Source organism: Lactobacillus intestinalis (genome assembly GCF_024397795.1).
GTDB classification, from domain to species: domain Bacteria; phylum Bacillota; class Bacilli; order Lactobacillales; family Lactobacillaceae; genus Lactobacillus; species Lactobacillus intestinalis.
On sequence record NZ_CP072985.1, the window covers coordinates 234,897 to 254,871 of the forward strand.

Sequence of the window (19,975 nt, forward strand, 5' to 3'; positions counted from 1 at the left end):
AAGAAGAGCAGACATAGTCAAGCTCAATCAAAAGAGGGAAAGTAATGACTAAGAGTTTTGTACTCAAAAAATTTAAAGTAGATAAGCTCCGCTTAAATGCTGATAAAAATCAATTGATCGAAGATGGGAAGAAATGTGCCAAAGAAACACCGATAGATGAAATTACGCAATATCATCCGGTGAAACGAGATGCCGTTGAGATGATTAAGACACAAGAAGCTACCTTGATCCCTGAATTATTATCTTTGCGTCATCAAAGAATGATGGAGAATGCTTTTACATTTTTACGTGGAACAGCTGGGATAATGGAATACGATATTTTACATGGAAGTAAAGAGTCCCATATTCCAGTGATGATTTGTGGGGATGCTCACCTTAATAATTTTGGCTTTTTCGCGTCGCCGGAACGCCAACTCTTATTTGGCTTAAATGATTTTGATGAAACTCGAGTTGGTTCTTGGGAAAATGATCTCAAACGACTAATGGTCAGTGCAAAGTTAATTAGTGAGATTAATGGCTATGACGCAGAGGATACGCGCAAGATTCTGGAAAAAACGGCCAAATCTTATGAAGATGGCATTGAATATGCTAATAATTTAAATTTGCTTGATCGACATTATCTTTCTTACAACATCAAAGATCTCTTGGAGATTGCTAAAGATGATGAGCAAATGGTTAAAGTATTGAATAAAATTGCTAAAAAGGCTCCCCATCAAAACTCTGATAAAGTGGTCAAGAAATTTACGGAAGAAAAGGATGGAAAAGTCCAATTTAAAGAGAATCCTCCGCGTGCTCGGCGAATGTCGCAAAAATCCTATGATAAGATTCTTGAGGCATTTGAACAATATCTTAAAAATCTCTCACCTGATATGCAGGTCTTTTTGAGTAATTTTAAGGTAACCGATATTATCCGCTATAGTGTTGGTGTAGGAAGTTTTGGCACACGTTGCTACTTAGTTTTATTAAAGGGTAAAGATGATACTAATTTAGTCTTACAAATTAAAGAAGCCCTCCCATCAAAGTATGATTTGTTAAAACTAACTGTTGAAGAAGCTGAAAAACAAAGCTTTGAGGAAGGTAAGCGTGTAATTACTGGGCAAAAGATTTTACAAACTTTCTTTGATCCGTTTTTAGGATATACTAAAACCAAAGAGCGAAATTATTATGTGCGCCAGTTTAGAGATATGAAAGACTCAATTGATTCAACTAAATTGGATAAAGAAAGCTTTGCTGCATATGCTAGATTGTGTAGTTTCATTTTGGCAGTGGCTCATTATCAAAGTCCAACTGCTCCCATGATCTATGGGTATCTTAAAGAAAGTAAAAAGTTTTCTAAGAAAATGGCTGACTGGGCTGAAACTTATAGTAAGCAAGTGCATGAAGATTATGATGCTTTTGCCAAGTATTTACGCGGTGAAGAGTAAAAAAGAAACGAGTTTGAATTTCGGACTCGTTTTTTTGTTGATTTTGTGGCAATATGGGTAGAAAGGAAGGTTGGGATTAAAATGTTGAATTTAGTTGTAATTGATCTTGGGTCAAATTCTGTCAGAATGAAAATTTCTGAAATAGATAATTATGGTAGTTTCAATGTGATTGGCTATCAAAAAGAGTATGTACGTTTATCTGAAAATATGGGAAAAGAAAAGACGCTTAAAAAAGAACCTGTTGAACGTACAATAAAGGCCTTAAAAAAGTTTAAGAGTCGATACAGCAAGTTAGAGAATACTAAAATTCGTGCCGTAGCTACAGCTGCAGTTAGACAAGCCGCTAATCAAAAAGAATTTTTGGATTTGGTTGAAAAGGAAGTTGGCTTAAAATTAGAAGTAATTGCTGGAACCACTGAAGCTTATTTGGACTATTTAGGAGTAGTTAATACTCTTCCAGTAAAAAACGGTTTAATTATGGATACTGGTGGTGCTTCTACCGAGCTGGTTTGGGTTAATAATGGAAAGTGTTGTGAAAGGGTTAGCTTGCCAATTGGAGCAGTCCTTTTATCGCAAAATTTTAATTTAACGGACGAAATTAAAGCGAGCGATTTGTATCAGGCGATGAATTTAGCAGGCAGAACGATTTCATCTACCAATTGGCTCAGTAAAGTTCATAATTTACCATTGATTGTTTTGGGTGGGAGCAATCGGACAATTGCTAAGATTCATCGTCGAGAAATGACGACAAATGTGGATGATCTGCCGGATATTCATGGGATGCACTTATCAACGCAATACATTTTTGATTTGATTACTAAGTTGATTTCTTTAGATAAAGAAGGTCGTACTCAAATTCCCGGTCTTTCCAAGAGTCGGGCAGATGTTATTGTTGGAGGATTAATTCCATTAAGCATAGTTTTACGTAATTTACAAATTGGTGAAGTGATTTTCTCAAATCATGGCCTACGTGATGGTTTACTGTATGAATTTTTAGCAAAAAGAACAATTTAGCAAAAAAACAGAGCTTTGAACTACCGAAGCTCTGTTTTTTTGTATTATATTGTTACAAATATTACATAATTGCGGTTTATGTTACTAATATTACGTAATTTTACAAAATGCAACATTATTTTAATACTTAGGTGACCTCTCTGTTATGGTTCTGCAATTTTCTGCTTGTATTATAAATACTGAAAGTTGATTAAAGAACAAGTTAGAAAAAACATTATATATTTAGAACTTAGACTAAAAAGGAGAAAATCATTGAAAGCTAAATCTATCTTAGTAAAATCTATCGCCGTAACTGCTCTTTCAGTTTCAGGCTTGGTTGCAATCAATAACATGAATTCACAAACTGCTCACGCTGCTGTTGTTCAAAACGACAGCTCAGTGTTTACAGCTCAAAGTGCAACTACTGTTTACAACAATTATGAAAATCCAGTTGCTACCGGACAAACTTTGCCAAGCAACTCAGACTGGAAGATTATTAAGACTGCTTATGATTCAAAAGGACAAAAGTGGTACGATTTAGGTAAAAACCAATGGGTTAAAGCTAACGAAGTTGTAAAGCATGTAAAACATACTCAAGCTCAACCAACTCAAAATACTCAATCTACCCAAACTTCTTCAGCAGTAACTGCCTCACAAAAACAAACTTATTCTGCACCACAAACTACTCAAAAATCTTCAACCACTTACACTTCAAGTGCTAGTGGTTCTGAAGCTAGTGCTAAGGAATGGATTGCTAGTCAAGAATCCGGTGGTTCATATGGCTCAAGAAACGGTCAATACATTGGTAAGTATCAATTGTCGGCTTCATATTTAGGTGGTGACTACTCAGCTGCCAACCAAGAAAGAGCTGCTGATAATTATGTTAAGAGCCGTTACGGTTCATGGTCAGCTGCTAAGAGCTTTTGGCAATCAAACGGTTACTATTAAAAAGTATTAATTCTAATAATCTAAGATAAACACTCATCAAATGATGGGTGTTTATTTTTATCAGAGTTGAACTTACTTACTTTAAGTAATATACTATTAATGCTATAAAAATAATGTTTAAGTAAGAAGTGAAAAGAATGAACAACAAAATTTATATGGATAATGCCGGTACGTCGCCAATGGCTCCGGAAGTTGTAAAGACAATGACTGACATGATGACGAATGTATTTGGTAATGCTTCAGCTACCAACTTTTATGGGCGTGAAGCAAAGCATGTCTTAGAAGATAGCCGTCATATTTTGGCAGAATCAATTAATGCTGATGATAAGGAAATCATTTTTACTAGTGGTGGGACCGAAAGTGATAATACCGCTATTATACAAACAGCACTCTCTCGTCAAAATGAAGGTAAGCACATCATTTCAACTAAGTTTGAACATGAAGCTGTCTTGCGTCCTCTTGCACGTCTGGAAAAGATGGGCTTTGAGGTAACATATTTAGATGTTGATGAAAATGGTCAAATCAATTTAGATGATTTAAAGAACGCTCTTCGTCCAGACACTATCCTAGTAACTATCATGATGATAAATAATGAAGTTGGTAGTTTAGAACCAATAAAGGAAATTGGAGAAATTGTTGCTCCTACTAATGCTTGGTTCCATACCGATGCAGTTCAAGCTTATGGCGAAGTACCAATTGATGTTAAAGATATGAAAATTGACCTTCTTTCAACTTCAGCACATAAGTTAAATGGTCCAAAGTTACTCGGATTTTTGTATGAACGTGATGGAATCAATCTTCCTTCATTCTTGTTAGGAGGAGATCAAGAATTAAAGCGTCGTGCAGGAACTGAAAATGTGCCTGCTATTGCTGGATTTGCAAAGGCAGTAGAATTACACTCAAATAAGGCCATTTTAGCAAATAAAGAACGTTATTTAAGTTTTAAGCATACTTTAGTTGATGGTTTAAAGAATAATGGCATTGACATTGAAGTGAACGGAAATATTGAAGATCACATGGCTCCGCAAGTTATTAATATTTGGTTCAAAGGAATTCGTAGTGACGTTTTATTGACTAATCTCGACTTGGCCGGAATTATTGGTTCAGCTGGTTCAGCATGTACGGCTGGCTCGCTCGATCTTTCACATGTTTTGATAGCTATGTATGGAAAGGATAATCCGCGAGTTTGGGAATCATTAAGATTCAGTTTTAGTATTGAAAACACTGTCGATGAAGTAAACACAGTGGTTGAGACACTAACTAAAATTATTAAGCGTTTAAAGAAATAAAATATAAAATGGTCATATTAAGTTATGGCTATTTTTTGTTTGTGAAAAAAATCTTTTATTTTTGCTAATTTAGTTGTATAATGTATATTAATAGGGAATAAGTTATAGATTATGCATTTTATTTAAATATATAGGTGTACCTTACTAGCTTCCATATAACATTTCTACTAATTAGATTTGTATGGAGGTATTATTGATTTGTTAAGTATTGTAAAAACTAAACCTTTTTGGATGGCCACTATTATGACCCTAACGTGTTCAGTTGCGGGGATTTTTTTGGCAAAACTGCCGTATGTCAACTTAATTGGTGCTTTAGTAATTGCACTTTTACTAGGAATTGGATTACAATTGCTGCCTGCTGGTATTCAAGAAGAAGCGCAGGCTGGGGTAGGATTTATTTCTAATAAGTTTTTGAGATTGGGGATCATCTTGCTAGGCTTTCGCCTTAATTTAGAAAAGCTAGCCAGTGCGGGTGTGAAAACTATTTTAGTGGCCGCAATTGCTGTAAGCACAACGATTGCTCTTACTTTTTGGTTAAGTAAGAAGTTTGGGGCAGAGGATGAATTGGCTGCTCTAACTGCATGTGGATGTGGCGTCTGTGGAGCCGCTGCGGTAATGGGAGTTTCTCCTCAAATTGAGGCTGAAGATGAAGCTCGCAAAAGAGAAAATGAAGTTCTCGCTGTTGCGGTTGTTTGCGTAATGGGAACTGTCTTCACTTTGCTAGAAATTGTATTAAAGCCAATTTTGGGATTAAGCGATGCTCAATTTGGTATTGTAACTGGTGGTTCTCTTCATGAAATTGCGCACGCAATTGCAGCCGGAGGAGCTTTTGGCGACATTAGTTTGGATAGTGCTTTGATTATGAAATTATCTCGCGTAATTCTTCTGGCTCCGGTAGCTTTAATTATTGGAATTTGGTATCAACGCCGTCTTACTAAAAAAGCAGTGAGAACCAATGCAAGTGAACCGAAGAAATTACCTGTTCCATGGTTTTTGGTAGGCTTTATTGGAACAAGTATTATGGGCACATTTTTACCATTTTCAGCAGGAGCAATTGATGCTTTAGTGCAAATTGCTTATATTTTCTTAGGAATGGCAATGGCGGCTTTAGGGATGTCAGTGAACTTCAAGGTTATCTTTCAACGTGGAAAGGCAGTCTTTGGAGCTGCAGCAATTAGTTCAACATTCTTATTAGTTTTGATGATTGTTATGAGTAAGGTGCTATTTTAGATAAAGATTTTAAAAAAACAATCCATTTGAAGTAGATGGATTGTTTTTTGTGCATATATTTCTAAAGTATTGACGAATAAAAAGCTAGTGATAGCATGAAAAATGTGGTCAAACATGAATTAGTTTCAAAAGGAGTAAAAATGAAAAAGGGAATCATTGCATTAGGAATAAGTTGTTTACTATTGGGAATATTTTCAACAATGCCAATAGCTAAGCCACAAAGTGTACATGCAGCAAGTACCATGAAATATGGTGCGGATAGAAAGTTTACAGTACCACGTAAAATGCGCGGAACCTGGGTTTCAAGAAGTAAAAAGACTGCATATAAGAGTTTCAAACTCACAGCCCATACTGTTACCTTTACTGGACTATCGTATTATTATAAAAGATACAATGGAAAATGGAACTTGTATCACATGAATGACAGGTGGTATAGCAAGTACATGTATACTATGACAGGTGTTAGAGCTAATAGCTATGCGCAAAAACATCATTGGCTAGCTGCAAGAAAAGATCAAGGAGGAAAATATTTCTTCAAGCTTGATTGGACAAATGATAATGCCTTTAGCTTTTTCTTAAACAATAAGTCTAAGAAGGTTCTTCATTTTGAAAACGAAAGCTATAACAACGATTACTACAGAAGATAGATCAAATTCAAGAAAGTGAAATTAATGAAAACAAGAAAAATTTTAACTATTTTAAGCGTGGGTGTCCTTGGTGCAACTTTGACCGCATGTCAAAACACAAATAAGAAAACTAAGGTCACTTCTGCTCCTAAAACCAGCAAAATTAGTGTGAAGAAGAATATACCTCACAAGTCGAATAAACCAGGAAATTTGTCACCTAATGGTTTAACTGCTCGGCAAAATGCAAGTGTAATTACCGTATACGGCAGTGAAAAATATGGTAAGGATTGGACAAAGACACTGAAGAAGGCTGAAGAATCAAATTTGGATATTTCATTCCATAGCCGAGATGATTTTTCTGGAATTGATAAGGGTGAAGGTTACGTTTATCAAGTTGCTCCAAAGGGTAAGAGTAGTGATACTTACTACACTTTAGATGGAAATGGGAGCAGTCAAGACATCTATTTCTATCAAGGAAATCACTATCTAGGCAGTGCGACTATCAAGGATATCGTCACTTATTTGAATAAACTCAACAGAGATGATGTTGTGAATAAGCTAGCTGGAAGGGCTAAGATTGGTAATCAAGAAGCTGATTCTGGTACCGACGATTCTGATTCAAGCAGTCATAAGAATGGCAAGAGCAACATTCCGGGGGATGCCGGGGAATTTACGATGCCAAGTAATATGCAAGGTACTTGGTATGGATATTATGGAGATAGCTTAGAAGAAATTACGATTGGTGCGCACACACTTAAGAATGAAGGAGGCACTTATCAACTTCATAAACAAAGTAAAGATTATGATGCGAAATATTCTGAGTCTGTGTTTAAACAAACTGAGCATATCTTAAGGACAGTTTCATATAAAAATCCAAATTATGACTTTGATGGAATTGGAACTCAAGGTTGGGTTCAGCCAACTGGTGGCACCGATGTTTATGCACCCCATACTGAAGCTGGGCAAGCTGTAATTGTAAACTACAATACTAGTGGAGGATTCCGCTCACTCTTGTGGAAGTCACCCGAGTTAGCTAAGAAGAATAAGAATACTCACTTTAGTGATCTTAAGCAACTTGGCGCCTACATTAACGATAGTGATGACGATGATTCGGATGATTAAATACCTATTTTTAGTTAAATAAGCAATTTCATTTTCTAGTCCATTTTACTTGAAGAAAGCGCCTTAAATTAATTATGATAGAAGTATAAGTATAAATTATTTAAGAGGCGTTAATTATGATTTCGAAAAAAATTACTGCTGGTGTAATGATAACTTTAGCTGCTTTTAGTTTAGCTGCCTGTCAAAATTCAAGTAAATCAAGTTCTACTTCTTCAACTCCTAAAACTTCTCAAGTGAAAAAAACTACTCTTAAAGCAAGCAATTTAACTGCTCAACAAAATGCAAGTGCAATTACTTACTATGCTGCTCAAACTTATGGTGGCAGATGGAAGAAGACTTGGAATGCTGCTAAAAAAGATGGTTTAGTCATTTCTTTCCGCAATCGGAATGCTTTCTCCTTTATTGACAAGGGAAAAGGTTACGTATATCATGCTGCTCCTAAGCGCAAATCCAGTAAAACTTACTACACTATGAGGGGTGCGAATGCAAGTGAACGCGTTTACTTTTATGAAGGTAAAAGCTATCTAGGGACTCGAAGTCTAAAAGGAATTGTTAAAGAAATTAATCAAGACAAGCAGGTCCAACAAGTTAAGAATTTGGCTAAAAAGACCAAGATTTCGCGTGAAGCTATCGATAGCGGTGCAGATAATAATTCTAAGTAAAATAAAACCTAGGTTCTAAGAACCTAGGTTTTTAATTATCAGTGTAAACTTGTAAAGAAAGTAATTAATCCGAAGATAATTCCGGGGAAGTTGGCGATAAATAGTGGCCAATCTTTCTTTTCTCTCAAAATGGCGTATAGCACCCAAATAGTACAGTTAATTGCTGCTACTAGGGGCTGAATAGGATTACCATATTGACCATGTAAATTGTTCATAATCTGAGGGACATAAGAGACATACATCAAAACTGATAGGACTGATCCAATTCGACCAATCGTTAAAACAGTTTTATCATCTAATGATTTTAATTTTTTCAACAAATCACTCCTTTTTTACATTTTAATGAAAAAGCTCTCTAAATGCAAAAATAGTAAAATGTAGAAGAGGTGAAAAATTATGACGAAATATGTACTAGCACCAGATTCATTTAAAGAAAGTATGACAGCAAAAGAAGTTTGTGAGGCTATGGAAAAAGGCATCCTTAAAGCCGATCCAACTGCTGAAATTGTAAAAGTTCCCATGGCAGATGGAGGCGAAGGAACTGTTGATTCATTAGTTGATGCAACGCATGGCAAGCGCGTTTATTTAAATGTAAAAGGACCTTTGAATCAAGAGGTTCAAGCTTATTATGGAATTTTGGGCGATAAGAAGACCTCAATTATTGAAATGGCTAAAGCTAGTGGATTAGAGCTGCTTACTCCTAATTTACGCAATCCTGCCAAGGCCACTACTTATGGAACTGGTCAATTAATTAAAGATGCTCTTGATCAAGGGATGAAGAGAATAATTATTGGTCTTGGGGGAAGCAGTACTAATGATGGGGGCGCCGGAATGGCGCAGGCTTTAGGTGCATATTTGCTAGATGAAAAAGGAAATGAACTGACTCCAGGAGGCGGTCAGCTGAATAAGCTGGCAAAAATTGATATTTCTGAACTCGATCCGCGTCTTCAATCTACTCAAATTATCCTAGCAAGTGATGTCACCAATCCTTTAACTGGTAAAAATGGAGCCTCGTATGTCTTTGGAAAACAAAAAGGGGCGAATGCATCCTTAATTGAACAACTAGATCAAAATTTATCCCATTATGCTCACATCATTAAACGCGATTTGGGTAAAGATATCGAAAATCTTCCAGGAGCTGGCGCTGCTGGAGGCCTAGGGGCTGGGTTGATGGCTTTTACTAATGCTCAAATGGAAAAAGGAATTGATTTAGTAATTAAGTTAACTCACCTAGAAGAAAAGATTCGCCAGGCTGATTATGTTTTTACGGGAGAAGGAGGAACAGACTTTCAAACTAAGTTCGGAAAAGCTCCCTATGGAGTTGCCCAACTTGCTCAGAGATATCAAAAGCCAGTCTTTTCTTTAGCCGGGTACTTGGGTGATGGGATTGAAGACTTATATCAATATGGTTTTACGGCTTTCTTTGGTATTTTAGCGCAAGCAAGTAGTTTGGAAGAAGCTTTAAAGAATGGTCCTCAAAATGTAGAAAGAACCACTGAAAATATCGTACGAACATTAATGTGCTAGGGTTATTTCGTTGCTTTAAAGGGTATCTAGAGATAGGATTAAAGTAGAAGCGCTTTTAGTAAAATAGAAGGAGCGTATACGATGACTAAACATAGATTTAATGTTGGTAAATGGTTACCAAGTGATCAAGAATTTGAAAATAAGTGGTTGAAGAAGGTTTATAAAGAAGCTGAAAGTGAAGAAAATCAGCACCTCTTGCCACCAGTGCAAGCTTTAAAGGATTTGATTGAATCTGATCGCTATATTTGGAATTTAGTTCATATGATGTTTGCGGAGATCCCAGTTAAGGACGTGAATGCGCCTAATGGTGCGCCGCAAGTGCGTGATTATGAACAGTTGCTTTTGGTAATTAACCGGATTATTCAAAGGGCGCCTGAATTTAATACGACTGGCTTAGTAGGCACTCCGTTGAACGCTGTTTTAGATTATCCGATGGGCACGCGTGCAGGTTATGTTTTGTTTAATAATCCTAAAGTGAACGAAAAATTTAAAGGGATTTTGGATTATTGGGGTCATTACTTGCAAAGTGAAGACTCGACTTACGTTTTGAACACTAGCTCTAAAGGATGGCTCTCTCCTTATGCTCAAAAAGAGATGGCTGAAGAAGCAGAAGGAGAGAGTTTTCTAGATATCTTTAATGTGCGGTCACAAGATGTTGTTCAAAAGTATGGCTTCAAGTCTTGGGATGACTTCTTTACGCGTACCTTTAAGCCGGGTGTACGTCCAGTAGCAGGAGCAGATGATGATAATGTAATTGCTAATGCATGCGAGTCAGCTCCTTATCGGATTGCTCATGATGTTCCAATGAAGGCGAAGTTCTGGATCAAAGGGCAACCATATTCTTTAATAGATTTGCTTCATAATGATCCTTGGACTTCAAAATTCGAAGGTGGCACGCTTTATCAAGCATTTTTAAGTGCACTCAGTTATCATCGCTGGAATAGTCCAGTGAGCGGCAAAATAGTTAAAGCATACAATCTTGATGGCTCCTATTATGGGGAAGCTCTTAGTCAAGGCTTTGAAAATCCACGCGGAGCTGATCCTGTGGCTGCTAATGATTCACAGGCCTTTTTGACATCGACTGCTACTAGAGCGGTAATTTTTATTCAAGCAGATAATCCTAAAATTGGACTCATGTGCTTTGTAGCGGTAGGAATGGGCGACGTTTCTAATAATGAAATTACTGTTCGTATTGGTCAACATGTAAAAAAGGGTGATCAATTAGGGATGTTCCACTTCGGTGGTTCAACTCATGTGTTATTATTTAGACCTGAAGTAAATGTAATGTTTGATTTACATGGGCAAGAGCCAGGATTGGATACTCATAACATTAAAGTCCGCGATATTATTGCCCGCGTTGAATAAAGCAATTCTTAACTTTTTCCTGATATACTTTCTTTAGAAAAGGAGTGATTTCAGTGAAAAAGCTAGGTAAAATGAGCTTGAGCGCATTATTTGTGAGTGCTTTCGCCGCAGTAGTTGGAAAATTGTTGACTGACAAAGTTGATAAAGATAATAAATAGAGAAAATATCTAAAATTAATGAGTTGAAGCATCAACTCATTTTTTGTTTTTAGTGCTAATTTTCACAAGTGCTATTAATAGCATGATAAAATATAAATGTTACAATTTGAATTATAAAGGTTAGAAATTAGCAATTAATATATATAAAGATGCCTATTGTTCCTTGTATGAGCAAATCGGCTTTTTTTGTTTATAAAACTAACTTTTTTATAAATAGATGTGTTTTTATTGATATAATTAATACTGATTTTGGATGAATATAAGAAATTAGGGAGACTGAATTTTAACAATGAAAATTAGAATAAAAAACATGGAATCTAGAAAAGAAAGATATTCCATTCGTAAGTTAAGTATGGGGGCTGCTTCTGTACTAATTGGACTTACCTTTATGAGTATTGGGAGTACTCATCCTGTATCTGCTACAACTCAACATCCTGAAGTAGTTGCAGCAACTAAGACGACTCAAGTAATGAAGGAGCAAAAGCCAAGTAAAGCTCCTTCAGCTGCAGCTACTGAGACTACCGCTAAAAATACGCCGGGACCGTCGACTAAGACTGAAAATAATAAAAAGGTTTCAGTTAAGGCCGCTCAAGCTAGTATGTCTACTTCACAATCAACGCAAAAGCAGACTTTAACTGTTCCTAAAAAATCATCTCAAATGACGCGAATTTCAAAAGCTGCCATTAGTGAGCAAAAGACGCAAGACACTACTATTAAAAACGTTGATCTTAGTGGAACATTGAGCGAAATGAATTCCAATATTAATCTTAAACAGGGTACGACATTTAATATTAGTGGCAATTTTTCTAATAATGGTTTTGAAGTAAATAGTGTGACAGATAATCAAGGAAATCATGTAAATTATTCTGATAAAGATGGGAAATTAGCACTTGATTTTTCAAAATCGATAAATTTGATGTATAACTCTAATCAAAACAATCCTTATCAAATTCCTACTTTTAAAGATTTGGATATTGATTTATCTAATTTAAAGCCATCGGATTTAACGACAAAGAATAATATTACTACTTTGAACGATAATTACGATTTAACTTCTAAATGCACCTATAATGGCACTAATACTATTGCACCTATGTATCAAAGTGTAGGTAAAATAATTTCAGTAGATGAAAACAATAACCAACTTTTATATCCGTTTACCAGAGTTTACAATACTTCTAATGTAAATAATGATACAGGTGATTTTAAGACGATTTTATCTGCAGATGATATAGGTAATCTTAATACTCCCTTGACAGTTACTTTGCCAAAAATATCAGGGTATTCGGCAGTTAATGATGCTGGTACCCCAATTGCTTCAATAACTGTAAACAATATTTTAAAGAATACGGTGGTGAAGTATAAAAAGAATAATCCAACAGAAGCTGGAAATCTAAATATTTATCCAATTACTGATATGTCTACTACTACACCATCAGTAATGACGCCTATTGAAAGCATCCCTTTAAATCAGAACATCACCATTAATTTTGATACTACTTTTGTAGCAAATCTTAATAAAAAGTTGCCCCTTGATGATCAACATGCTCGATACAATATCATAATCGATCAAACAGGAAGACGTATTTCAAGTATTGATTTAAATACTATTACCGATAAATCAAAAGATATCAATTTATTCTTAGTACGCAATGCAATTGATCCGCAAACGATTCAGGTCTCTGCTGGAAAAAGTAAGGGTGTAGATATAAATAGCGAAAATAATTACGAACTCTTTAATGAAAATGGTAAATTTGTTGCATACAACGTTAAAGATACACTTGCTGATTCCGATCAAAATCACATAGTAGATGACATTGATATGAGTATTTCGAATGGATCAGAAGTTCTTTATCCAACTGGTATTACGTCAATTCCTAACTCTGGGGATGCAGATTTTACTAATATGATGGGGACTTTTAATCCAAATACTGGTAAATATAACCCAATTACTATTCAAGCATACAGCCAAAATGGAAGCCGAGTTATTGGAAATTGGCAATTACAACTAGGGGATTCAACTTATGATGGGGGATATAAAAACATCATCCATGTAACTTTCACTTCCACTGATAAAACTTATCAAGGCCCAGTTCAACCGATTTATATTGAAGGTTCTAGTGATGGTGGTCCCAATCCGATGATTGTCACAGTAAATGCCACTGTCACTTTACAAGATGCTTCAGTGAAGTTTGTTGATCTTAATAAAGCTCATCCGCAAAATTTGACTAAATATGATGAAACCGCTCAAGGAGCAGTTGATAATCAAATTAGTTTCAAGATTCCAGTTAAAGATCAAATTAAGAAACTTGAAGACTTAGGTTATAGTTTGGTTTCTGATAATTTTGATAATGGAAACAAATACTATAATGACGACAGTACCAAGAATCAATTCGTAGTATATGTAAATCATAAATTAGGAATCACCCCAGAAAATGTTAGTGTTAAACGGACGATTAATTATCAGGGTATTTTACCTAATGGCAAAATAGTTGCAGTTAATGGTTCACCTCAAGGGCACAGTACTGACACGCAAACGACTAACTTTACTCGCAATGCCGTCGTTGATGAAGTGATTAAACAAACTGTCGCTTATGATACGAATCAAGATTTAACTACTCCGACAGTCACTCTCCAAGATGGAGATCGCGCCTGGGTTCCTCTGCATCAAAGTCTTTCTCAAGTAGATTCGCAAACTCCCGATAAAGTAAAAGCCCCCGATGGTAACACCTTTACTTCAGTTAATATAAGTATCGTCCCGCAGTTGACGGTTTTTCCAAATAGCAAGAACACTACTGTGCTTGTAACTTATAAGCGTAAGATAGGGAAGGCTAACTTGCTCATCGTTGATGAAGATAACGATATGAAGCAAATTGAACTTTCTGGAATTCAAACTAATTTTGATAGTGAAGGCAATGTGGGCACGCCAATTAGCTTTGGTAACACTGCTGCTTCAGTAAAAAGTTTGGAAAATAAGGGCTATATTTATGTTTCTACCACTTTTAAACCTGGGATTGACTTCGATGATCTTAATGATGAAAATGGCGATTCACAGCAATATCTGATTGTGATGAAGCACGGGCAAGTGGCTGCAACTTCTGAAAATCCACATGGTGTTGATCCAAGTGAGTTGACTAAACAATATACTTCGACGGTTTATTATCAAACACGCAGCGGTAAAAATGTTGCTCCAGAAAGTTCTCAAACTTCTACTTGGACCAGACATCTCACAGTAGATGCAATCAATGGTGACATCATTAAAAATGGTCAATATGATACTCCATGGACTCCAAATAAAACATATTATGATAACTTTGCCGTGCCAAGTGTTAAAGGATATACAGTTGAGCCAATCACCAAGGATGGCGTTCACATTACATCTTACATTCCTGGTCAAAAGATGGTCCAAAAGGACTTAACCGATGTTGTTTATTACGATCTCATCCCTGTGATTGAACAAGGCTCGATTAGAGTTAGTGTTCATGATGTTCACACTAACCAAGATTTGCCCAAATATGGCAAATATAGCGGGGTAGAAAATGTTGGGACTAAGTTTACTTATAACACACCAAGCATAATTGACGAGTTAACTAAGACAGGCTATACAGTTCTTAATCCAACCATTGTTATTCCAGATCAAATTTCTAAGAGCAATCAAAACTTCATTATTTATGTTGATCACAAAGTAATTCCAGTTACGCCAGAAAATCCTGGCAATGGGTTAACTGCAAAGGATTTGGAAAAATCAGTTACAGAAACAGTTACCTACCTTGTTGATGGTGATCAAGCTTTAGCATCAAAGGTTCACCTTGTAACTCTTCACTTTCCTGGCAAAGCATATTACGATTCTGTAACTAAGAAGTGGACTGACGCCAGCGGGAAAGAATTAGCAAATCAGGCTGACAATATTACTTGGATAGCAACCAATGGTCATGACTTTGACACTGTTGTTTCACCATTGATTAGCGGCTATCGCGTCATTGATGTTAGTGGCAATTACAATGATGGTAAAGGCAATGTTAAAGAAATCACGTCCATCAATCAAAACTCTGAAAATATCGCTGTTGTCGTAACCTATGCCAAGATTCCTGTGGTTCCAACTAAATCCGTTCAAAATGCGCAATTAATCATTCGTGATGTCACTCCTGGCCAAGAAAAGGAATTAGGCAGCTTTAGTCAAGCTGGTTATGAAGGAGATCCAATTAGCTTTAAGAATGCTTCTGAATTAGTGCAAGACTTGCTTAATGAAAACTATGCCTGGGATAGTGCAAGTTATAATGGCGAACCGCTTAATGCTAAAAAATACGACGAAATCGCTTTTGGCAAATATGATAATCTTTCAGATAAACAAGATCCAACTCAAAAGTGGATCATTAACTTAATTCATCGCGCAACTCCAGTTTCAATGAAGCAGACGGTGACTCGCGATGTCAAATATGTTGATGAACAGGGGCATGAAATGCCAGGTTTAAGCCCAGTTCATCAAGAGTTTACCTTTACTGGAAAGACAGCCACGGATGAAGTAACTGGCAGTAAGAAGACAAGTTGGAGCGTTTCAACGCATAAGCTTGACGATACACAGGCTATTGATATGTCTAACTATCAGATCATTAACGTGCGTGAAGTTAATACTTCAGCTAAGGTTAATATGGAAAATGGTGTGGTTGCTTCTCAGCAAGTCACTCCAACTAGTCAAGATAGCCAGGTTATCATTACTTTAGCTAAGAAAGCAGTCATCCCAACACCAGTTGAAAACGGGACTGTCGTTGTCAACTACATTGATCAAACTGAGGGTAAGGTGCTTGAAACTAAGATTTTAACTGGTAAAACTGGCACTGAAGTAGATTACAGTCCAATTTCAACCATTAAGAATTATACGGATAAAGGCTATATTCTTGAAAAAGACGGCTATCCAACTCAAGATGTTCGTTATCCTGACGGTAATAAGGTCTATGAGATTGACTTCGTGCACGGGACTACTACTAAGACTTCTTCAATAACCGGTACGCAAGCGGTTCGTTATCAAGGTGCTGGCAACTTAACTCCAAAGAACAATGTTTCAACGGTGAAGTTTGAAGATAGCATTACCTATGACAAGGTCACGGGTAAAGTTATTAAAGATAGTGGCTGGACTAGTCCGCAAACTTATAAGATTGTGGCAAGTCCAACTGTTAAAGGATATACTCCGGATAAAGCTAAAGTTGGTGGAGAGACAGTTTCTGTTGATAAGGATGGTAAAGGCAATATCGATCGGAATTACCTTGTTGTTTATACCAAGAATGCAACACCAATTCCACACCCAGATGATCATCAACTAACTTCACCAGTAACGCCAAAGCAGACTCCGCAACAACCACAAACGTTGCAGACACCATCTCACAAGCAAAATACTAATAATCCTAACCCAACTCCTCAAAATAATGTGCCAACTACGCTGCAGACTTCTACGAATTCTACGCCATCAAAGAAGCCAACTCCTAAGAAGGCGCTAAAGGGTAAAAAGTACACTCCTGTTTCTCACAAGACTCCTACTATCAAGGAAAATAAAAAGCTAATTGCTACAAAATTAAAGCGCGTGAATGCCAATAAAGTAGAATTCAGTCACCTCATTCAAAAGATGAAGCAGGATACGAATCAGAATAGTAGCTCAAAGAGTATTAAAGAAAAAGGTGAAAGGGTAACTGTCAAATCTAAGAAGATACTTGCTACACCAAAGCTCGCTACAGCAAATAAGATCGCTAATAAGAAGTTGAAGAATCAGCGTGAATTGCCTCGGACTGGGGCTAAGAACGATACTTTAGCAGGTGATGTAGGCTTAGCCGTTTTAGCCACAAGTTCGGTAATCTTATCAAGCTTGCTTGGAGTAGGTCGCAAGAGAAGAAGATAAATTAATTTCATGCTAATTACTATCACAAATGGATAGCTTTCAGACTTGATCTCGATAAATAGTCGAGGTCAAGTTTTTGTTTTTTGGAGGGATGATTCTTTCTCTAATCCAATTTAACTTAAGAACGGAGTAGTATATAATAATTTAAGTAAAAGGCTCACATTAAACTTGCAGTAAGGACAAAATACTATAGATAAAGTTACAGCGATCAATCCACTTGTAGATTTTTTAGGAGTGCGTGATTTAAAATCTCTAACTCAAGATTCACTGTAAAAGCAGTATGGAATTAAGCAAGTCGACGTCATGGTTTTATTTGGCGGATCGATTATTCCTGGGGGATGTATTTGCGCAGGCTCTAGAGAATCATTTAGCAAAGCATACAGTAATTGTTGGTGGTTATAGGAATACTCAGCAGCCTTAATTGAAAAGATGTCTCAGGCACTTCCGAATTTAGATTTAGAAGGATTAAGTGAAGCTGAGCTTTTCCAAAACTACCTTCAAAGTAAATATCATCTTGAAGCTGAGCTACTCGAGACAAAATCGACCAATTGTGGCAACAATAGCACATATTTGCTGGAGCTACTTGAAAAGAAAGGCATTGATTGGCAGAGCATTTTGCTAATGCAAGATGCTAGCATGATGCGCAGAATAAGTGCGACATTGAAAAAGTTCGCACCTGAGAAGATGATCATTGATTATGCAACTTACAAGGCGCCAGTAACTGCAACTCGAGATAAGCTGGAATTTGAAGCAGAACCCCCCTATATGTGGAGCATGAGGCATTATATTAGTTTGCTTTTAGGAGAAATTCCACGCTTGCGCGATGATGAGAATGGCTACGGCCCTTTAGGCAAGAACTTCATTGCACATGTAGAGATCCCAACAGAGGTGATGTCTGTCTTTGATTATTTACAAGAGAAATATCCAGAATTAGTATGAAGTGCAAATCCAAAGTTTGCCTTTAAATAATAAAAAGTCACGCGAATAATATTTTTTGTATTATCAGCGTGACTTTTTCATGATAAATAGGATAGACCGAGGTGGTAGCACTTCGTGATTATAGCGGTTGCTATTGCGGTAAGCATTATTCTGAACGCATTAGGACATTTTCTAATTCGTTTGGCGACTGCTTATGCGATAACAAAAAAAGCTAATCACAAGGATTAGCTAACACATTTGTCATCTTGAGTTACGGTTGGAGCTAGTGAACGGTACTCACTAGCCCCTTTTCGTTTATAGGATATAAAATTTTGCGTTTAAATTCAAATTTAAAAATCTGATTTTTTATTCTTTACTTTTGACATCTTCATATCTATCAAGGAGATTAGCATAACGAGCCAAAGTAAAAAGATAATCAGATAAGCGATTGAGATATTTTAAATTATATGGATTAAGTCTTTGAATGCGATTTAATGAAACCAAGGAGCGTTCTGCGCGCCGTGCAAGCGTCCGAGAATATTGTAAGTTAGCCCCAGTCACATCACCACCGGGAAGAATAAACTCCTTCATTGGAGGGATTTTTGAAGTCATTTCGTCAATTTTTGCTTCCAGATCTTTAACATCCCGATCACTGATTTCACAATGATCTTCAATTGCAATATCAGCTTCCAAAATATAGAGCCTGCGTTGGAGTTGTTGAAGGGGGGATTTTAAAGGGTCACAATTTGAAGAAAGATTTGCGATTACTACTCCCAAGTAAGATTGAAGTTCATCAATATTGCCAAGAGCAACAATTTGAGCGTCATCTTTTGCAACCATCTTACCACTAGCTTGACGAGTAGCCCCCTGATCTCCAACTTTAGTGTAAATTTTTATCATAAGAGCCTCTTTTCATACTTTTCCAGTGCCATCGTTAAGGGTTTATATAAGACTAAGTAAAATGCAAAGTTGCCTGCAGCATGGTAAAAGTCAAATAGAATCCCAGAGAGCCAATAAGCTACAAAAGCAGCGACTCCGCCATAAATTGACATCCCTAAACTTACTAAAAATCCATACTCAAATCCAATTAGTACTGCCACGATAATTTGTAAGGTTAAGTGTTTTTTTAATGGGAAAATTTTCGCTAAAAATGCAATCGTTAATACGCAGCCGATATAGGCTAGGATTTGGGGAATGGTCCAAATACCAAATCCTAAAACGATATTTGATAAAAACATTGTCAAAGCAGCTAGCGCTATTCCAAACCCTACGCCGAGCTCTAAAGTGACAATCATTAAAATGTCACTAACAGGTTGAACATTAGGAATAGGCACCAACTTAGCAATTCTTAAGACTACACTGAGAGCTGTTAAAATTGCCAATAAAGTTAGCTGTCTAAGCTGTATGCGTTGAGCCGTCATTATTTAACCTTTGCTAGGGTGAATTTAACTTTGTCTTTGTTATTAACTACTTGTTGGTTAGCGCCTTTTTGAGCCCATTTTCCATTAATTGTGTAAGTCCAATAGATTTTCTTTTTAGGATTTTGACTATGTCCGTCAATTGATGTAATAAAACCTTTAGTTTGTTTAACTTTCCAAGCTTTTTGAAGACCCGTGAGAACTTTAGCTTTTTTATTAACTTTAACTGTTTTAGAATCAAGGGTCTTTTTATTGTCTTTTAGAGTGTATGTTACTGAAATTTGATTATTCTTTTTAGTTTGAGCAGATTTGTTATTGGAACATCCAGCTAAAGTAAAAGTTAAAATAGTAGCAGTAATTACAGTAGAAACCTTTTTATTTATAGTCATTCTTTTTCTCCTTTTTTAA

16 protein-coding genes are annotated in these 19,975 nt (G+C 36.4%); 12 read left to right on the top strand and 4 right to left on the bottom strand.

Annotation, left to right across the window (positions count from 1 at the left end; all coding sequences use genetic code 11):
* Positions 1–44: 44 nt before the first annotated feature.
* The 8 genes from KBW87_RS09220 (at position 45) to KBW87_RS09255 (ending at position 8,294) form a co-directional block, all read left to right on the top strand.
* Positions 45–1,424, top strand: a complete 1,380-nt coding sequence (locus KBW87_RS09220) for a DUF2252 domain-containing protein (RefSeq protein WP_057811350.1) — start codon at positions 45–47, stop codon at positions 1,422–1,424.
* An 81-nt stretch (positions 1,425–1,505) separates the two neighbouring features.
* Entirely contained in the window at positions 1,506–2,438 is a 933-nt protein-coding gene (locus tag KBW87_RS09225; protein WP_057811348.1) for a Ppx/GppA family phosphatase, read from the top strand.
* Between the two features lie 252 nt (positions 2,439–2,690).
* The gene (apf, locus tag KBW87_RS09230) at positions 2,691–3,365 is read left to right on the top strand and encodes an aggregation-promoting factor (protein ID WP_057811346.1); all 675 of its coding nucleotides are present in this window, start codon (positions 2,691–2,693) and stop codon (positions 3,363–3,365) included.
* 137 nt (positions 3,366–3,502) lie between these two features.
* On the top strand, positions 3,503–4,654 hold the full coding sequence (locus KBW87_RS09235) for a cysteine desulfurase family protein (protein ID WP_057811343.1): 1,152 nt from the start codon (positions 3,503–3,505) through the stop codon (positions 4,652–4,654).
* A gap of 198 nt (positions 4,655–4,852) precedes the next feature.
* Positions 4,853–5,884 carry a YeiH family protein gene (locus tag KBW87_RS09240; RefSeq protein ID WP_057811341.1) on the top strand — a complete coding sequence of 344 codons (1,032 nt, stop codon included), beginning with the start codon at positions 4,853–4,855 and terminating at the stop codon, positions 5,882–5,884.
* Between the two features lie 140 nt (positions 5,885–6,024).
* On the top strand, positions 6,025–6,531 hold the full coding sequence (locus tag KBW87_RS09245) for a hypothetical protein (RefSeq protein ID WP_157055164.1): 507 nt from the start codon (positions 6,025–6,027) through the stop codon (positions 6,529–6,531).
* Between the two features lie 24 nt (positions 6,532–6,555).
* Positions 6,556–7,632, top strand: a complete 1,077-nt coding sequence (locus KBW87_RS09250; RefSeq protein WP_057811337.1) for a hypothetical protein — start codon at positions 6,556–6,558, stop codon at positions 7,630–7,632.
* Between the two features lie 116 nt (positions 7,633–7,748).
* The gene (locus tag KBW87_RS09255; RefSeq protein ID WP_057811334.1) at positions 7,749–8,294 is read left to right on the top strand and encodes a hypothetical protein; all 546 of its coding nucleotides are present in this window, start codon (positions 7,749–7,751) and stop codon (positions 8,292–8,294) included.
* A gap of 38 nt (positions 8,295–8,332) precedes the next feature.
* Here the strand turns inward: KBW87_RS09255 and KBW87_RS09260 are convergent, their stop codons facing one another.
* On the bottom strand, positions 8,333–8,614 hold the full coding sequence (locus KBW87_RS09260; protein WP_083478887.1) for a SemiSWEET family transporter: 282 nt from the start codon (positions 8,612–8,614) through the stop codon (positions 8,333–8,335).
* A gap of 76 nt (positions 8,615–8,690) precedes the next feature.
* Here KBW87_RS09260 and KBW87_RS09265 point away from each other — a divergent pair, with 76 nt between their 5' ends.
* The 4 genes from KBW87_RS09265 to KBW87_RS09280 all read left to right on the top strand — a co-directional run bounded on the left by KBW87_RS09265 (position 8,691) and on the right by KBW87_RS09280 (position 18,170).
* A complete protein-coding gene (locus KBW87_RS09265) occupies positions 8,691–9,821 on the top strand; it encodes a glycerate kinase (RefSeq protein WP_057811329.1) in 1,131 nt (376 codons plus the stop codon).
* Positions 9,822–9,902: 81 nt separating this feature from the next.
* Positions 9,903–11,186, top strand: coding sequence for a phosphatidylserine decarboxylase family protein (locus KBW87_RS09270; RefSeq protein ID WP_057811327.1), 1,284 nt, complete (start codon positions 9,903–9,905; stop codon positions 11,184–11,186).
* 447 nt (positions 11,187–11,633) lie between these two features.
* A complete protein-coding gene (locus tag KBW87_RS09275; RefSeq protein WP_057811325.1) occupies positions 11,634–17,231 on the top strand; it encodes a mucin-binding protein in 5,598 nt (1,865 codons plus the stop codon).
* A 429-nt stretch (positions 17,232–17,660) separates the two neighbouring features.
* Positions 17,661–18,170 carry a YdcF family protein gene (locus tag KBW87_RS09280; RefSeq protein WP_201779845.1) on the top strand — a complete coding sequence of 170 codons (510 nt, stop codon included), beginning with the start codon at positions 17,661–17,663 and terminating at the stop codon, positions 18,168–18,170.
* Between the two features lie 345 nt (positions 18,171–18,515).
* Here the strand turns inward: KBW87_RS09280 and KBW87_RS09285 are convergent, their stop codons facing one another.
* The 3 genes from KBW87_RS09285 to KBW87_RS09295 are packed head-to-tail and all read right to left on the bottom strand — an operon-like array spanning position 18,516 to position 19,956.
* Positions 18,516–19,049, bottom strand: a complete 534-nt coding sequence (locus KBW87_RS09285; protein ID WP_057811323.1) for a cob(I)yrinic acid a,c-diamide adenosyltransferase — start codon at positions 19,047–19,049, stop codon at positions 18,516–18,518.
* Complete coding sequence (locus KBW87_RS09290) at positions 19,046–19,570, bottom strand: ECF transporter S component (RefSeq protein ID WP_057811322.1); 525 nt, start codon at positions 19,568–19,570, stop codon at positions 19,046–19,048. Before KBW87_RS09290 ends, KBW87_RS09285 begins: the two co-directional genes overlap by 4 nt.
* Entirely contained in the window at positions 19,570–19,956 is a 387-nt protein-coding gene (locus KBW87_RS09295; protein ID WP_057811320.1) for a DUF4430 domain-containing protein, read from the bottom strand. The genes KBW87_RS09290 and KBW87_RS09295 overlap by 1 nt, the downstream gene beginning before the upstream one ends.
* Positions 19,957–19,975: the final 19 nt, after the last annotated feature.

Coding starts and splice junctions, on each gene's coding strand:
- KBW87_RS09235 (WP_057811343.1), top strand. CDS start 3,503: ATGAACAACAAAATTTATATGGATAATGCCGGTACGTCGCCAATGGCT.
- KBW87_RS09225 (WP_057811348.1), top strand. CDS start 1,506: ATGTTGAATTTAGTTGTAATTGATCTTGGGTCAAATTCTGTCAGAATG.
- KBW87_RS09285 (WP_057811323.1), bottom strand. CDS start 19,049: ATGATAAAAATTTACACTAAAGTTGGAGATCAGGGGGCTACTCGTCAA.
- KBW87_RS09270 (WP_057811327.1), top strand. CDS start 9,903: ATGACTAAACATAGATTTAATGTTGGTAAATGGTTACCAAGTGATCAA.
- KBW87_RS09265 (WP_057811329.1), top strand. CDS start 8,691: ATGACGAAATATGTACTAGCACCAGATTCATTTAAAGAAAGTATGACA.
- KBW87_RS09290 (WP_057811322.1), bottom strand. CDS start 19,570: ATGACGGCTCAACGCATACAGCTTAGACAGCTAACTTTATTGGCAATT.
- KBW87_RS09255 (WP_057811334.1), top strand. CDS start 7,749: ATGATTTCGAAAAAAATTACTGCTGGTGTAATGATAACTTTAGCTGCT.
- KBW87_RS09275 (WP_057811325.1), top strand. CDS start 11,634: ATGAAAATTAGAATAAAAAACATGGAATCTAGAAAAGAAAGATATTCC.
- KBW87_RS09220 (WP_057811350.1), top strand. CDS start 45: ATGACTAAGAGTTTTGTACTCAAAAAATTTAAAGTAGATAAGCTCCGC.
- KBW87_RS09250 (WP_057811337.1), top strand. CDS start 6,556: ATGAAAACAAGAAAAATTTTAACTATTTTAAGCGTGGGTGTCCTTGGT.
- KBW87_RS09245 (WP_157055164.1), top strand. CDS start 6,025: ATGAAAAAGGGAATCATTGCATTAGGAATAAGTTGTTTACTATTGGGA.
- KBW87_RS09280 (WP_201779845.1), top strand. CDS start 17,661: ATGTCTCAGGCACTTCCGAATTTAGATTTAGAAGGATTAAGTGAAGCT.
- KBW87_RS09295 (WP_057811320.1), bottom strand. CDS start 19,956: ATGACTATAAATAAAAAGGTTTCTACTGTAATTACTGCTACTATTTTA.